7 protein-coding genes are annotated in these 16491 nt (G+C 56.5%); 2 read left to right on the forward strand and 5 right to left on the reverse strand.

Annotation, left to right across the window (positions count from 1 at the left end):
* Positions 1 to 54 precede the first annotated feature (54 nt).
* Entirely contained in the window at positions 55 to 2469 is a 2415-nt protein-coding gene (gyrB, locus tag K5L82_RS14385; protein WP_223134613.1) for a DNA topoisomerase (ATP-hydrolyzing) subunit B, read from the forward strand.
* 83 nt (positions 2470 to 2552) lie between these two features.
* Here gyrB and K5L82_RS14390 read toward each other — a convergent pair whose 3' ends face one another.
* Entirely contained in the window at positions 2553 to 3314 is a 762-nt protein-coding gene (locus K5L82_RS14390; protein ID WP_133006951.1) for a VC0807 family protein, read from the reverse strand.
* Between the two features lie 179 nt (positions 3315 to 3493).
* On the reverse strand, positions 3494 to 4771 hold the full coding sequence (gabT, locus tag K5L82_RS14395; RefSeq protein WP_223134614.1) for a 4-aminobutyrate--2-oxoglutarate transaminase: 1278 nt from the start codon (positions 4769 to 4771) through the stop codon (positions 3494 to 3496).
* A 184-nt stretch (positions 4772 to 4955) separates the two neighbouring features.
* On the opposite strand from gabT, the gene K5L82_RS14400 reads away from it, so the two are divergent.
* The gene (locus K5L82_RS14400) at positions 4956 to 6764 is read left to right on the forward strand and encodes an ABCB family ABC transporter ATP-binding protein/permease (RefSeq protein WP_223134615.1); all 1809 of its coding nucleotides are present in this window, start codon (positions 4956 to 4958) and stop codon (positions 6762 to 6764) included.
* Positions 6765 to 6861: 97 nt separating this feature from the next.
* On the opposite strand, the gene recD is transcribed toward K5L82_RS14400, so the two are convergent.
* From recD to recC, 3 genes are read right to left on the reverse strand one after another with little or no spacing between them, the layout of a single operon-like run.
* Positions 6862 to 9141, reverse strand: coding sequence for an exodeoxyribonuclease V subunit alpha (recD, locus tag K5L82_RS14405; protein ID WP_223134616.1), 2280 nt, complete (start codon positions 9139 to 9141; stop codon positions 6862 to 6864).
* A complete protein-coding gene (recB, locus tag K5L82_RS14410) occupies positions 9138 to 12860 on the reverse strand; it encodes an exodeoxyribonuclease V subunit beta (protein WP_223134617.1) in 3723 nt (1240 codons plus the stop codon). Before recB ends, recD begins: the two co-directional genes overlap by 4 nt.
* The gene (gene recC / locus K5L82_RS14415) at positions 12857 to 16450 is read right to left on the reverse strand and encodes an exodeoxyribonuclease V subunit gamma (protein WP_223134618.1); all 3594 of its coding nucleotides are present in this window, start codon (positions 16448 to 16450) and stop codon (positions 12857 to 12859) included. Before recC ends, recB begins: the two co-directional genes overlap by 4 nt.
* Positions 16451 to 16491 lie beyond the last annotated feature (41 nt).

The following is a 16491-nucleotide window of genomic DNA, read 5'->3' on the forward strand; positions in this document are numbered from 1 at the left end:
TCCTTTATGTACTGCTGAATCTATTACCGGGTATCACCTTCAGGAGTCTCGTTAATGAGTGAGTCGAATTACAATTCCTCCAGTATCAAAGTCCTTAAAGGGCTGGATGCGGTGCGTAAACGCCCGGGCATGTACATCGGTGATACCGATGATGGCACCGGCCTGCACCACATGGTCTTTGAATTGGTGGATAACTCCATCGATGAGGCTTTGGCAGGTCACTGTTCTGAAATCGGTGTATTGATTCATCCGGATGAGTCCATCACCGTTCAGGATAACGGTCGCGGTATCCCTGTGGATATTCATGCAGAAGAAGGTGTTTCTGCCGCGGAGGTTATCATGACCGTTCTGCACGCAGGCGGTAAGTTCGATGACAACTCCTATAAGGTATCGGGCGGTCTTCACGGTGTGGGTGTATCAGTGGTTAACGCCCTCTCCTCCAAGCTGACCCTGACGATTCGCCGTAACGGAATTGTGTATGAGCAGGTTTATACACACGGCGTGCCTAACGCACCTTTAGGGGAAGTCGGTGAAACTGATGCCTCTGGCACCAAGGTTCACTTTATTCCGTCACCGGAAACCTTCACCCAGATTAAGTTCCACTACGATATATTGGCCAAACGCCTGCGCGAACTGGCTTTCCTGAACAGCGGTGTACGCATTCGGTTGACCGATGAGCGTTCAGGCCGAGAAGAAGTGTTCGAGTACGAAGGTGGCCTTCGCGCGTTCGTTGAGCATCTGAATACCAACAAGACACCGATCAACCAAGTGTTTCACTTCAACCGGGAACGTGAAGACGGAATTGCGGTAGAAGTGGCAATGCAGTGGAACGATGCGTTCCAAGAGAATCTTTACTGCTTCACCAACAACATTCCTCAGCGCGATGGTGGTACCCATCTCGCAGGCTTCCGGGCTGCCCTCACCCGTTCTTTGAACAACTACATCGAGCACGAAGGTTTGGGCAAAAAGGCAAAGGTTGCTACCTCCGGCGACGACGCCCGTGAAGGTCTGACAGCGATTGTCAGTGTTAAGGTGCCTGATCCCAAGTTCTCGTCTCAGACTAAAGACAAGCTCGTTTCATCGGAAGTAAAAACAGCTGTTGAGCAGGAGTTGTACCAAAGCTTTGCCGACCATTTACAAGAGCACCCGAACGAAGCCAAGCTGATCGTCAACAAGATGATTGATGCGGCTCGTGCTCGTGAAGCTGCCCGTAAGGCTCGTGACATGACTCGCCGCAAAGGCGCTTTGGACATTGCCGGTTTGCCCGGTAAGTTGGCCGATTGTCAGGAGAAAGATCCGGCTCTTTCCGAACTGTTCATAGTGGAGGGTGATTCTGCGGGTGGCAGTGCCAAGCAGGGTCGTGATCGAAAGACGCAAGCTATCCTGCCTCTGAAAGGTAAAATCCTGAACGTCGAAAAGGCGCGCTTCGATAAGATGTTGTCCTCTGCCGAGGTTGGTACGCTGATTACGGCACTGGGTTGTGGTATTGGCCGGGAAGAGTTTAATCCCGATAAGCTGCGTTACCACTCCATCATTATCATGACGGACGCCGACGTGGATGGATCTCACATCCGCACCTTGCTGCTCACCTTCCTGTTCCGTCAGATGCGTGAAATCATCGAGCGTGGCCACGTGTTTATCGCTATGCCGCCGCTGTACAAGGTCAAGCGCGGTAAGCAGGAGCAGTACCTGAAGGATGAGAAGGCTAAGGTGACTTACCTTACCCAGACAGCTCTAGACGGCGCTCAGTTATTCGTAAACCCGGATGCACCTGCGATTAAGGATTCCGCTTTGGAAACCATGATCAAGGATTACCAGGCCGTGATGAACATGATCGACCGTTTGTCCCGAGCCTACCCGGCCAAGGTCCTGAACCAGATGGTGTATAACGACACCCTGGCCTTTGAACAACTGAAAGACGAAGCCGCGGTGGCAGCTTGGGTTGGTCGTTTGGGTGAAGGTTTGGAGCTAGATACGCGTACCGGTACCAAGTACACCTTCTCGGTTACCCGGGATGAAGAGCGTAACCTGTTTTTGCCGAAGGTCACTGTGTTTATGCACGGCATCCCTTACGAGCACGTGTTCGGTCACGATTTCTTTGAATCTACGTCGTACAAGGCAATCGCCGATCTTGGCGAAACCCTCGAAGGCTTGATTGAAGACGGCGCCTACATCCAGCGTGGTGAGCGCAAGCAACCAGTTCTGTCTTTCGCGGGTGCTTTGGCGTGGTTGATGAAGGAAGCCCAGCGTGGCCTCAACATTCAGCGCTATAAGGGATTGGGCGAGATGAACCCGGAACAGCTTTGGGAAACCACGATGGATCCTGAAAGCCGCCGGATGATGAAGGTCACCATCGAAGATGCCTTTGCGGCAGACCAGATCTTTACTACTTTGATGGGGGATGATGTTGAGCCTCGCCGTGACTTCATCCAGACCAATGCACTGGAAGTGACGAACCTGGATATCTGATTTCCCAGAACATCCGGTATAAAAAAACGCTGGTCTCCGAGAGGAGCCAGCGTTTTTTTGTTGCATGAGAAAACGGAACGGCGTTACTTGGAGGACTGTGCCCTCTTTCGCTCTTTTTCTTTCTCTTTTTCAATCAGGTGCGGAGACATAACCTCTTCTAAAGTGTGCCCGGTGAGGCGGCGAATGGTGCGCCACAGGTACCAGAAAATCAGCATCATCATCACCATGGACGGGATGGCTATCATCGGGTAGCTGACGAGCGTCATGCGCCCCAGCTCTTCGTTGAAGGCTTGTGTCCCGGCCGGGCTCACCACAATCCATTTGGCCAGAACGTAGTTCATGATGGATGAGAACAGAAACGTGCCGGCGAAAAAATAGCTGGCTTTTAGCAAGCGGTTCTCGAACTCAGCCACACTGTCCCGCTCTTCCAGAGATTGGTGAATCTTATCCACATCCAGAACATTCGGGTTATACAACAGTGTTCTGACCAACGGGTACTTGGTTCGGGTGGAGATCAATACCGCCAAACCAATCACCGCAGGAACCGCTGCTTCCTTGATGGCCAGCCAGCCAGCATCCAGTTCCAGCAGCCCAATACCACCGGTTAAAGCGACACTGATCAGCCCCAAAAGCGCGATAAAGTTCTTTTTGCGGTAGCGAATCAGTTCAAACAAGCCCCAGCTAAGAGGAAACGCCAAACCGATGATCAGTGCGTTGACGCTACCCAGGTGTTCATCGCCACTGAGCTTCATAAGAATCACTGAAGGAATGACAATACTGACCAGAAGATCAATCCACGGGCGTGGTTGATGCTCAGGAATGGTCGGGGAATTCTGGGAGGTCATGGTTACCGCCTGATAAATAGATCAAAAAATGGGTAAAGCGTATCGTTAGCCGCAACGGGCATTGGCAGTATACGACGAATTGAAAGGCTAGGGTAACCGCCCTTTTGAGTCGCACAGTTTGGAAATTAGAGCGCGAAAGGCCGGGCAATGGCCCGGCCTGGTGGGATGACTCGACGGGGTCAGGCGCCGGTATCTTTAAGACATTCTTCGACGATGTTAAGGCCTTCTTCCAGCACGTCGTCCTCGATGGTGACGGGCATCAGAAAACGTAAGGTGTTGCCAAACATACCGCAGCTAAGAAGGATTAGACCTTTCTCTTTGGCCTTCTTGGTAATCGATGCGGCAAGCTCTGGCAGCGGCTTGCGTGAATCTTTGCTTTCCACCAGCTCGAAAGCGGCCATGGGCCCAAGGTTGCGAACGTTATCAACGTGGGCAAATTGGGTTTGCCATTGATCGAACCGTTTTCTTAAGGTTTCGCCCAAGCGCCGGCTTTTACCCAGAATGTCTTCCTCCTTGATGACATCGAATACCGCCAGCGCCGCCGCACATGCAGTGGGGCTGCCGGTGTAGGTACCGCCCAATGAGTTGGGCCCGGAGGCATCCATCACTTTATCGGTGCCAACCACGGCTGAAATTGGCATGCCGTCGGCCATGGATTTGGCCATGGTCATGATGTCCGGCTCAATGCCACTGTGTTCGATCGCAAACAGCTTGCCGGTGCGGCCAAAACCGCTTTGAACTTCATCGACAATCAACAAAATGTCGTTGTCATCGCAGTACTGCCGCAGAGCTTTCAAAAAACTTGTCGGAGCGGCGTAGAAACCGCCCTCCCCCAACACCGGTTCCAGAACAATGGCAGCGGTATCGTCAGCCGGTGAATCGGTCTTCACCGTCATCATCAGGCCGCGCAGAGCCTCTTCCTCGGACACACCGTGGTAGGGAACAGGATACGGCGCCCGGTAAACCAGGCCGGGCATGGGGCCGAATGAGGTTTGGTAGGGAGCGGCTTTGCCGTTCATCGCCATGGTGAAGAAGGTGCGGCCGTGATACCCGCCATCAAAACAAATGACGTTGTGTTTGCCCGTAGCGGCTCGAGCAATCTTTACCGCATTCTCGAGTGCCTCAGCCCCGGAGTTGGCCAGCATAACTTTAGCGTGGCCGCGAACCGGCGTGACCTCGCTTAGTTTCTGAGCCAACTTCACATAGCCCTCGTAGGGCATAACGGTCTGGCAGGTGTGCATAAGTTTATCGAGCTGTGCTTTGACGGCCTCCACCACTTTCGGATGGCGATGCCCTATGTTGAGAACGCCAATGCCCCCGGCGAAATCAATCATTCGCTTGCCATCGGCGTCCCATAATTCGGCATTTAGCGCATGATCGGCAAACTGTTCATTGGGGCTCGCTGCCCCAGCGGCCACGTAACGTTCTTTGAGTGCTTGCAGTTCTTGATTACTCACGTGTGTATTCCCCTGCTTCAGAGAGATGAATGTCTAACTTCAGTGTAGGAAGTTCGCGGCTAGTACACAAACCGACCATCGAGGTGGCAGGCACACACTTGCGTTCTGCAGTACACTCCAGCAATTACTGAATAACTTTATCCACAGCCCGATAACCGGTTTCGCTTTGAACTAAGGATGCCCTGTGCGCGCTTACGCCGATAACGATTACCCAGCCGACCACAAGCCCGACTGGAAGCTCATCGCCGGGCTTTGGCCTTATCTGGCCGAATATCGGGGCCGGGTTGCGCTAGCACTGTGCTTGTTGGTGTTGGCCAAACTGGCCACCGTCGCCACGCCGGTGGCGTTGAAATACATTGTGGATTATTTGGATCAGACACAAACCGCAGACATGCTGCTCTGGATCCCGTCGCTCTTGGTCTTGGCCTATGGAGGCCTACGCTTTGGAAGCACACTGTTCAGCGAATTACGCGACGCTGTGTTCGCTCGAGTGGCTGAACGAGCCATGCGGCGAGTATCGCTGCGGGTGTTCGAGCATCTTCACCAGCGTGAGCTGGGGTTCCATCTCGACCGTAAAACCGGCGGGCTGGCGCGGGATATTGAGCGTGGCACCAACGGCATCAGTTTCTTGCTCCGCTTTACCCTGTTCAACATTGTCCCCACCTTGCTGGAAATCCTGATGGTGGCAGGCATTCTTTTGGTGGTGTTTAACGTCAGTTACGTGCTGGCCATTATGGTGGCGGTGGTGGTGTATGTTGTGTATTCCATCAAGATTACCGAATGGCGTACCCGCTTTGTGCGCGAAGCAAACGCCCGGGACAACGAGTCCAACTCACGGGCCATCGACAGCCTGCTGAACTATGAGACGGTCAAATACTTCAACAACGAAGGTTACGAAGCCGAGCTTTACGATGAAGATCTGGATAACTGGGAGCAGGCGCGGCTCAAGAACCGCCTGTCTCTGGCGGCTTTGAACATCGGACAGGCCCTGATCATCGGTGTCGCGCTGATTGTCATCATGACCATGGCGGTGCGGGAGGTGGCCAGCGGCGAGATTACCTTGGGCGATTTCACCATGGTGAACGCCTATCTGTTGCAGCTATTCATCCCTCTGAACGCTCTGGGATTCGTGTATCGGGAAATTCGCCAGGCGCTGGTTAATGTTGAGCGCTTATTCAAACTGCTTGGGGATAAACCGGCGATTCAGGATGCACCGGATGCCACGAATTTGATTGTGGATAACTCGGAAGTGCGGTTTGAGCAGATTCACTTTGCCTACCGGCCAGACCGCCCTATCCTTCAGGATGTGAATTTCTCCATTCCGGCCGGCCATACTGTGGCTGTGGTGGGGGCCAGCGGCGCAGGGAAGTCTACCCTCGCCCGTTTATTATTTCGCTTTTACGATGTGGATAAAGGCCGCATCAGCATCGATGGTCAGGATATCCGCAAGGTAACGCAGGATAGCCTACGGTCCGCCATTGGTGTGGTGCCGCAGGACACTGTGTTGTTCAACGATACTCTGTACCGGAACTTGGCCTATGGCCGACCCGATGCTACTGAAGAAGAAGTGCACCGGGCTGCGCGCATGGCCCATTTGGATAACTTTATCCACAGCTTGCCAGAAGGCTATAACACCAAGGTGGGCGAACGGGGTCTGAAGCTATCCGGTGGGGAAAAACAACGGGTGGCCATTGCCCGGGTCATTCTGAAAAACCCACCCATACTGATTCTGGATGAGGCCACGTCGTCACTGGATTCGCTGTCTGAGCAGGCCATCCTCAGCGCGTTGAAAGAAGTCAGCCAGCAACGCACAACCTTGGTGATTGCTCATCGGCTTTCAACGGTGCGGGACGCCAACACCATTCTGGTCATGGATAGCGGCCAAATTGTCGAGAGCGGCAGCCATAACGAGTTGTTAGTGCAGGGTGGCTACTACGCTAACTTATGGGAACAGCAACACAGAAGTGACGACAACGCCCAATCTAGCCAGTGAGCGGGAGGCCCCGCCAAAACTGTGCGGAGCCACGGATGGCGGAGCTCAAGCGCCACAGGGAAGTGCCGAAGGAGCGTGTTTCGGCGGGGCCTCCCGTTTACTGGCGCTCCGTAGACTCGTTATCCACAAGCCGAAGCGCCAACCCTGAAGCGCGAACCACCCGCTGATTAACCGCTTCGCTGAGCACCTGAGCATCGCCGGTGATCAGACTGAACCAATGCCGGGCTCGGGTGATCCCGGTATACACCAGTTCTTTGGTCATGACCGGGCTGAGCCGGTCCGGCAACACCAGACAGGTGTGGATAAACTCCGAACCCTGAGACTTATGCACAGTCATGGCGTACACCGTTTCCAACTGCTGCAAACGGCTTGGAGCAATCCAGCGGATGCCTTGCGTACCATCGCCGCTCGGGAATGCCACTAACCGACTTTCTATGGGCATGCCGTTGGCATCTCGATCCCACGTCACTCTGAAGGTAATGCCAATGTCACCGTTCATCAGGCCGAGGTTATAGTCGTTGCCGGTAATTAACACCGGTCGGCCGTGGTACCAAGGGTGTTGTTCCTTGATCAGATGTTGGGTCCGCAAATGCTCTTCTACCCGTTCATTCAAACCATCCACACCCCAAGGGCCCCGGCGCAAGGCACACAGAATCTGAAAGTCGTTGAAGGCAGTCAGCACCTGCAATGCCAACGCATCCCAATCCTCGCGGGGACTGTCGGCGGTCAGCCTGTGGCCATTCATCATCGTCAAATAGTGGTGATAGCCGACCGGAGCCGCCAGTTCTTTGTTATTCACAACCCTGCCCTGCCCGGCATTGCGAAACGCTTCCGGTGTACCGGTAACCGCGTGCTGGCAAATTTTCTGCAGTGTGGTGTCAAGATCGGGCTTTGGCGTGTCGCCGTTGAGCCAGATCACGTCATCGAAGCCGGCTCTCCACATGTTCTGGCGCATCGAGTTATCCACAGCACTGTTGTTGACTGCCTCGGATAACGCGCGAATGCCGCTGCCCTCCTCGAAACGGTAACTCTTGCGCAGCATCGCCACGGCCTGGTCCAAGGCGAGCCCCTTGGCGTCGATCAAGGCCTCCGGCAATGGTGTACCTGTCATGGCCGCCAGCCAGGCCGACGTTTCGGGCGTGTAATGGCCTGCATAGGCGCGCTGGCACAACTCGCCCAGCACAGCACCGGCGTCCACCGAGGCTAGCTGGTCTTTGTCGCCTAACAGAATCAGTTGCGCCTGAGCTGGTAGGGCATCGAACACCGAGGCCATGAGATCAACATCCACCATGGACGCTTCATCGATCACCAGAATATCCACCATCAACGGGTTGTCTTGGTGGTGGCGGAATTTTCGGGAGTCCGGCCGGCTGCCCAACAGGCGGTGTAAGGTTGTCACTTTGGTGGGGATATCATCCTGCTGTAAGCCGCCGGGCAGTTCCGGCAAGGGTAATTTGTTCACCGCGCCGGCAATGGATTCGTTCAGGCGTGCGGCGGCTTTACCAGTCGGTGCCGCAAGCCGAATGCGGTATTTGCGCCCGGCCCGCTCTGGAGATTCACCTGCGATTGCCTGCAGTGCCGCGAGCAGCTTCACCACGGTGGTGGTTTTCCCGGTGCCCGGGCCCCCGGTGATCACCGAAAATCGGTTGCGAGCTGCCAAGGCACACGCCAGTTTCTGATAATCGGTGTCTTCGTTTGGTTTAAACAGCGTGTTCAGTGCCTGCGACAGGGTGCGCGCCGCGGGGGAATCGGGTTCCGCCACGGCTGATGGCAACGCCAATCGTTGCAAAATGCCCTCGGAAATACGTTGCTCGTAACGCCACAGGCGACGCAGATAAAGCCGGCCATCGGTCAGAATCAGCGGCGATATTCGGCTGCCGTCGCTGACCGCAAAGGATTCCGATAAGGCGGATACGCAGCCCGACAAAGTGATTCGGGCCAGTAGATCCGCCGGTTTCAAGTGGTGTAGATCCAGCGTCACGCCCGGATTCAATTTATCCACAACAGGCGGTGCCCCAGACGAAGGTTCCTCCGGCGGCAGCGACAAGGTGGAATCGGCATCGGCCAGAAGAGTGGCCAAATCAATGCACACATGGCCCCGGCCCACTTGGTGGGAAATCAGTGCAGCCAAGAGGAATACAAGGGGATGCAGGGGGGTACTACCCTGCTCGTCGGACAAATCCCGAAGCAAGCGGGCAAAGCCCAAGTCCAGTGGTCGGATCCATTCCGCGTGCTGCCAGTGTTCTAACAGGGCATCAATGTTATCCACATTGTCTAATAGACGAGAGTTATCCACAGGCGATTTCGCCGGCTCGGCTTGGGTTTCATCACCCAAGTCCATTGTCATTTGCTGGTCATGGTTCCGGGTACGGTTCATGCGGCCACCTCCCCTGAGGCTGAGTCGCCGTCAAACAAAGCGTCCAGTTGCTCGATCAGTGTTTTCGGTGGTTTGTCGGTGAAGGCTCCGCCGCTGGCCGAGTTCACGCCGCGCAGGAACAGATACACGGCACCGCCGATATGTTGATCATAGTCGTAGCCCTGTATTCGGTCTTTTAACAAGCGGTGCAGCGCCAAGAGGTAGAGCACGTATTGCAGGTCGTAGCGTTTGTCCAGAATTGCTTCCCCCATGGCCTGATCGGTGTAGGCACTGTCTTCTTCACCCAAGGCATTGGATTTGTAGTCCAGCACGTAATACTGCCCGTTGTGTTCGAACACCAAATCAATAAAGCCCTTGATCATGCCATTGAACGTGTTTGCCTGGGCTTGAGGCCGGTCGGCGCCGTTGAGCGTGTGCGATTTCACCAACTGATCGAGTTTACGCACATTGACGTTGCGGCTTTCGAACCAGAACTCAAGCTCCGGGCGCAAGCTGGTCAACTGGGCCAGGGTCACCTGTTCGTCGCCTGAGCGTTGCAGGGGTATAGGTCGGGTAATCAGTGCCAATACCCAGTGTTGCAAAGGTTCCACCCAATCGCTCCAGCCACGGGTGCTGCAGCGTCGGGTCAGTTGTTCCTGCAGTTGATCTGGGTTATCCACAACCCACTGGAAACCATGATGGGTACACCACTCCAGCAGTTCGTGCAGGAAGGTTCCGGGGCCGGCGCCTTTCGGGAAGTGGTGATGGTTGCGGACGGCCGCCTCGGATGAGGTAGCCTCATCGTCCAGGTGGGCGCTTTCTTCCAACAGGTTCTGAGTTTCGGCGTCTTCAATTTCACCGGTGAAAACAATGCCCGTGCCGGCCATGCCGGTGTATTCGATCGACGAATAACTGGCTATCCACCAGTCTTCTTTGGCCTCCCGGCCGGACACAAGTGCCGGGCCGAGCGCTTCCGGAGTCTGTTCGGTGTAGAGCGTGTTGTCCGGTTCCGGTAATGGCATCACGATGATTTCCGGCCTGTCCTCGGCCAGTGTGTTCAGGCTCTGGCTGAGACTGTCGGCACCGCTGCCGGAAATCAGATATCCCAACCCGCTTTGCTGCCAGTTATCCAGGGCGGCGGCGCCCACCCAGGTAGCGAACCTGGCCCGGGTTAGCGCCACGTAGATTTTACGAATGTCTTCACCCAGGCGTTCCTGGTCGGCTTTGGCGACGTCGTCGGCACTCGGGTCGAACACGGTCACCAGCTTGTTGCTGTTGTGATAGCTGACAAAAGACTGTTTTTCACTCTGGGCACGGTAGGCGGTGCCAAAGGGCAGGAACACCAGCGGGTATTCCAGGCCCTTGGACTTATGCACAGTAATGACTTTCACCAAGGCGGCATCGCTTTCCAGGCGCAGGGTTCGGTGCTCGTCTTCTTCATCGGCAGCGCGCAAAATCTGAGTGAAGTGGTGCACCAGAGCATGTTCACCGTCCAACTGCAGACTGTCTTGTTGCAGCAATTCGGCTATGTGCAGAATATCGGTCAATCGGCGCTCACCATCGGGCCGTTGCAGCAAACGCCCGGGCACGTCAAAATCCATCAGGAAGCTGCGCAGCAAGGGCAGCACGCCTTGGCTGTGCCATTGCTGTTGATAATCGATAAACCGTTCGATTTCCCGTTCCAGCGCCAGTTCATCGCTGAGCAGTTGGTTCATCGCTTGCCAGGACTGGCCCAGTGTCGGGGTTGCCAGCGCAGCCCGGATGTAAGCCAGTTGCCGGGGTTCGGCAAAGGCTCGCAGCCAGGACAGCACTTCTTTGGCTTCCGGCGAGGCCAGCACTGATCCCCGGTCTGACAGGTACACGCTTTTAATGCGCCGGCGGCCCAGGGCATCGCGCACGGCACTGGCTTCATTGCGGTTGTTGACCAGCACGGCAATGTCTTGCGGGCTGACGGGTTCCAGATCGCTCGGGTCGTCTTGCAATACAAAACCGGCTTTTTCGCCCTGCCCCAGCGTCAGCAGGCGGGCAATTTCACTGGCACAGGTCTCGGCTATGTCGGCGGTGGCGGCACCCTTTGTGATGGCTTTTGGGCTGCCGTCTCTATTGTCCTCGTCGGATTCCTGAGTCCAGAACAGCAGGCTCGGTTGCGGTTTTCCGTTGACTGACCATACCCGTTTGGTGCCGTTGGCGGCGACACCCTGGAACGGCAGCGGCGAAGTATCACCTTGCCCAAACAGGAAGGCCCCGTCGCGGCTGTGTTGGTCGCTGTATTCGAACACCCGGTTAACAGCAGAAACCATCGTATGTGCGGAGCGGAAGTTTGTTCCCAAGGTGTAAGTGCGGTCTTGCACCCCTTGGCGAGCCTGTAGATAGGTGTAGATATCTGCACCCCGGAAACCGTAGATGGCCTGTTTCGGGTCACCAATCATCAGCAGGCAGGTATCCGGATGGTTCTCTTCAACCCGGTAGATGCGGTCGAAAATCCGGTACTGAACCGGGTCGGTGTCCTGGAATTCGTCAATCAGCGCCACCGGAAACTGGCGACGAATGGTGGCGGCTAACTGATCGCCTCTTGGGCCGTGTAGCGCATCATCGAGCCGGGTCAGCAGGTCGTCGAAGCCTATTTCCGAGCGCTTTTGTTTTTCCTCTTCCAGCCGCTGCGCGATCCAGTGGCTGGCGTGGCGCAGGATGTCGGATTTCGCGCTGGGCTGGTTCTGGCCAAATGCCATCAGTTCGTCGATGGCGTCGAACGCCGGATGATGCGGGGCCGGGTCGTCGCCTTTCAGGATGTTATCCAGCCCTTCAGGAGTCTGGTTTTTGAAGCCCGCGGAGGAATCCAGTTTTTCCGGCAACAAGTCGTCGGAGTTGGCCCAGGCCACCAGGGCATCCCAGGCTTTCAGCATAGTTTTCTTGCTGTTGCCATGAAGCCGTTTGCTCTTGCTGAGATCATTGAGCAGGTCGGTGACTTCACCTTGCCACTTGGCCCAGTCGTAGCGTTTCAGTGCGCTGGATTGGTTTTCTCTGTCGGTGACGGCCTGTTCGATAGCGCTGTGCACATCCGAGGGGGGCGTGCCCAGGCTTTTCGGATCGCCGATCAGGTTACGGACGGCGGCACGCAGATCTGTTGGGGTTTTCCAGTGACTCAGGGCTTCATCCATCAGCGCCGGTGGCAGCGGGTAAACAAAGGTGCGCCAGTAATCCCGGGCGACTTCATCCAGCAGCTCGCTCTGGTCGGTTTCCAGGGTGAGCTTGAACAGGCTACCGCTGTCGAAGGCGTGCTCGCTTAACATGCGGTTGCAGAAGCCGTGGATGGTGGATACTGCTGCTTCGTCCATCCATTCCGCAGCGAGCAGCAGTTTTTTGCGGCAGTCCGGCCAGCTGGCCGGGTCCGGGTAACTGTCATCCCGCAGCTTGTGGATAAGTGCTGTTTCCGCGGATGGCTCAAGGTTGGCCGCGTGCTCGGAAAACACCTCGGCGGCTTGGGTCAGCCGGGTGCGGATACGGTCTCGAAGTTCTTTGGTGGCGGCTTCGGTAAAGGTTACTACCAGCAGGTTCGGTGGTAGCAGGTCTTGCAAAGGGCTTTGCTCTGTCTGGCCGTGGCCCAGCACCAAACGCACGTATAAAATGGCAATGGTGAAGGTTTTGCCGGTACCCGCGCTGGCTTCAATCAGCGCGCTGCCGTTCAGGGGCAGTGCCAACGGGTCGAGATTGGGGTTTCGGTTGCTCGTGTGTTCAATCATGCCATCGTCTCAATCTGTTCAGCCGCTGATTTGCCCTGCTCGGCTTCCCACAGGGGAACATATAAGTCGTGCAGGAGCGCTTCAAATTCCCCGCTGGCCATGAGGGATTCCGGCGTATCGAAAGCGCCGCGCAGGTAGCCGGTGTCCCGCTCCAGAGCGGTGTTGTAGGCCTTTTCTACTTCATCAATGGCGCGTTCATGATCGCCTATGTGTTTCTTGCCACCATAGAAACTGGTGACCCAGGCAAAGCCGGCGTCGCAATGAATGGGTAAGGCCCGAGTGGTGGCCTCCATCCAGCGTTTCAGCACGGTGTTGAAGTGTTGTTTGGCTGAGGCGATGGCCATGGGGGCGAAGGTGAATTTACGGTCTTCCTCTTTGCCCAGGATCAGAGTGGTAAATGGTTGGCCACTGAGCTGCCCGGCCAGATGAATCAGCCAGTCTCGCATCAGGTTGGCGTAGCGTACTTTTTTACTGTAGCCGGAGCCGGTCAGCAAACCGGAACTGGCCACCACCAAGCGGCACAGGTCGCCGTCAGCATTTCGGCGCAAGCCGTCAATCAGGTCGGCTACTTCTACTGTTCCGGTGGTGTTGTTAAACGCGTAGTTGAAGGCCAAGGGCTCCGCCATGGCTTCGGGCCATTCCGCCAATGCGCTTTGGTAGCGCTCGAACAGGTTCGGCAAGCGCCGGGACAGTTCGCTGCGCAGCCGGTGTTCGGTGACACCCATACCCAGATCCCCTCGCCGGGCCATGCGGTCCAGGGTGGTTTCCAAACGCTCGTGCAGTTCCTCTTCGGTACCCGCTTTGATCAGGCTTTGCTGAATCAGCTCGTTATCCAGCTGCCAGCGGTCCAGCCCGTTCAGGTCGAAGTTTTCGTTGTCGGTATCGTCGTCTTCCACCTCTTCAAAGCGCACTTGTAGGCGGCGTTGGTAGAAGGTTTCGACCGGCTTTTTCAGGAAGCCGGCCAGATCGTTCAGGCTGATGGGCTCTTCCGGTGTTTGGTAGGGCAACGGAGTGTTCGTGTGTTCTCCGGCCGTTACGCCATGGGCGCTGCGCCATTCCCGCTCGTAGGTGAACAGACTTCGGCTTTGCAGTATCTCAGCCAGTGGCTTGGCGGCTTCTTCCGGGCTGTTTTCTGACCGACTGGATTTCGGGAAATAATCGCGGCTGAACGGCTGTAACGGGTGTTGAGTGGTCAGCGCGTTCGTCACCTTCTGATCCGGCTGGCCGGATACGCTCCACAGACTGTCGAGATGGTCCTGAAGCTGGGCCACCAACACCGAGGGTGGCCGCTCTGAGTCGTCCTTGATACTGCGCCCTACCCAGCTGATGTACAGCTGCTCACGGGCCGACAATAAGGCTTCGAGAAACAGGTAGCGATCGTCCTCACGGCGGGAGCGATCCCCGGGTCGATAATCCTGCGCCATCAAATCGAAATCCACTGGCGGTCGGGAGCGAGGGTAATCGCCGTCGTTCATGCCCAGCAGGCACACCTTGCGGAAGGGTATCGCCCGCATCGGCATCAGCGTGGCGAAGTTGACCTTGCCGGCCAGGAAACGCTGGTTCAGGCCGCCTTCGTCCAAACCGGACAGTAGCACGTCTTTGACGATGTTGAGCGGCAGTGGTTGCTCGTTCAGCCCGGCGGCCAGCGTATTTTCCAGCCATTGCTCCAGATGTCTGCGGAAGCGGTTAAGCAGCAACAGGTCACTGCCTTCGACCTTGTGGAAAAACTGTCCCAGCATGCCCGAGAACAGGGTCTCCCACTGTTCGGGCGTGCGCTGGGTTTGCAGCGCCTGCCACAAGGTTTCCAGTTGATGCACAAAGTCGCTCAGCCGGCCGGCGAGATCCGCTTGCAAACCGCCGATCTCGCCATAGGGTTCCACGCCCGCCCATGGATCATCGTCGCCCATGCCGTAGCCCAGCAGCATCGACCTTAAGCCGGATTGCCAGGTGTTGCGGTCCAGTTCTGCCGGTAAATCCAGACTTTCCCGGTGTTGGCCGTGTAGGCCCCAGCGGATGTTGGCACCTTCCACCCAGCGCCGAGCCAGTGGGATGTCGTCTTCGGTGATGCCGAAGCGATCACGGATGCCGGGAACTTCCAACAGGCTGATGATCTCGCTCACGCCGAAGCGGCTGCGGGGCAACGACATCAGCGTTTCCAGGGCAATCAGCACCGGTTCGTGGTGGCGCTGTCCTTGGTCGGAAATAGTGAACGGAATGTGACGTTTACGACCGGGCTGGTAACGGCCGAACACCGCCTGAATATGCGGTGCGTAAACGTTTATGTCGGGCACCATCACGATGACATCCCGGGGCCGGAGGTCCGGATCGGCATTGAACGCGGCCAGCAATTGGTCGTGCAGTATTTCCACTTCACGCTGAGGGCCGTGGGCTTCGTGGAAGGCGATGGAATAATCCCGGGTCAGGTCCAGCTCTCGCGCTTGCTCGCGGATTTCCTGCAGCGGGGTCAGGCTGTAGATGTCATTCTGCAGCTGGTTCAACAGGCGGGGAGTCTCGCCGCTGCCGTGCTCCGAGAAGATGTCGATCTTCTGGTCCGGGGTCTGGAAACTGCTGCGGTATTCTTCCGGGTTGTCGAATTCGTCCAGCAGACGGATGTAATCCCGGCCTTGCTTGCCCCAAGCCGCCAGTAGCGGGTTGGCGTGTTGGTGCAGCTGGTCCTTGTCATCAATCTGCGACAGCACCGGATGGGCCAGACCGCGCTTGCGGTTGGCGCGGAGCAGTTCCCGGTCGCTGATAATATCCGCCCAGTAAAACTGACTGGGGTTATGCACACACAGCACCACCTGGCTGAAGCGGCTGAGCACGTATAAGGCTTCCAGCGCTTGTCGGGGTAACGAAGACACGCCAAACACCACAATCCGTTTGGGTAACCGGCCGGGGTCGGCCGGCGTGGTGATGCGCTGGCCCTGTTCCATAAAACGGGTGTGGATATGTGACCGGCTGGTACCGGCGGCTTCGCCCACATCTTCAACCAGTTTGCGCCACAACAATGGTTGCCACAGGGTTTCCGGTGTCAGCGATTTTTCTTCGCCCCGGGGCGTGATGAGAACATCCCTGCCCTGCTCCCAGGCGGCCAGCCAGTCGGCGCGGAAGACCTGATACTGGTCGAACAGGTCGGCGACTTTCTCCGCCAGTTGAAAATTACGCAGGTCGGTATCGCTGCCTTCCAGAAAGCGAGCGAGCGGTGTGAAGGCATCGTCCTGCCCGACCAGTTCCGGTAACAGCCGGTACAATCGCCAGACCAATCGGCTTTTATCGAAGGGTGACTGCTCAGGTACTTCGCCCGCTGGTAACACCGCCCGGTAGGCCTGCCAGATAAAACGGGCCGGGAACAAAAAATCCATACCGGCAGCAATGCCCAGCCCGCCTTCCATACCGTCGTCGGTGCGTTTCTCCGCCAGTGCCAACTTCAGCCACTGGGCGATGCCGTTACTTTGAACCAGGAAGGTTTCGCTCTCCAGCGGCGGCAGCGAGTTTTGTCGGCATATGTACACCACCGCCCGGCGTAGATCTTCCAGATGGTTGGCGTGAATGGCGTGAAAGCCGGGTTCAATACTGTTGGTGTCAGGCATACCAGTGTTATCTTGATTCCGGAAAATGGGTCTGGGTGACA

The organism is Marinobacter sp. AL4B, assembly GCF_019916045.1.
Lineage (GTDB): Bacteria > Pseudomonadota > Gammaproteobacteria > Pseudomonadales > Oleiphilaceae > Marinobacter.

Bases quoted from the DNA above. Each gene is read 5' to 3' on its own strand.
- gyrB (WP_223134613.1), top strand. From the start codon at position 55: ATGAGTGAGTCGAATTACAATTCCTCCAGTATCAAAGTCCTTAAAGGG.
- K5L82_RS14390 (WP_133006951.1), bottom strand. From the start codon at position 3,314: ATGACCTCCCAGAATTCCCCGACCATTCCTGAGCATCAACCACGCCCG.
- recD (WP_223134616.1), bottom strand. From the start codon at position 9,141: ATGAACCGTACCCGGAACCATGACCAGCAAATGACAATGGACTTGGGT.
- recB (WP_223134617.1), bottom strand. From the start codon at position 12,860: ATGATTGAACACACGAGCAACCGAAACCCCAATCTCGACCCGTTGGCA.
- recC (WP_223134618.1), bottom strand. From the start codon at position 16,450: ATGCCTGACACCAACAGTATTGAACCCGGCTTTCACGCCATTCACGCC.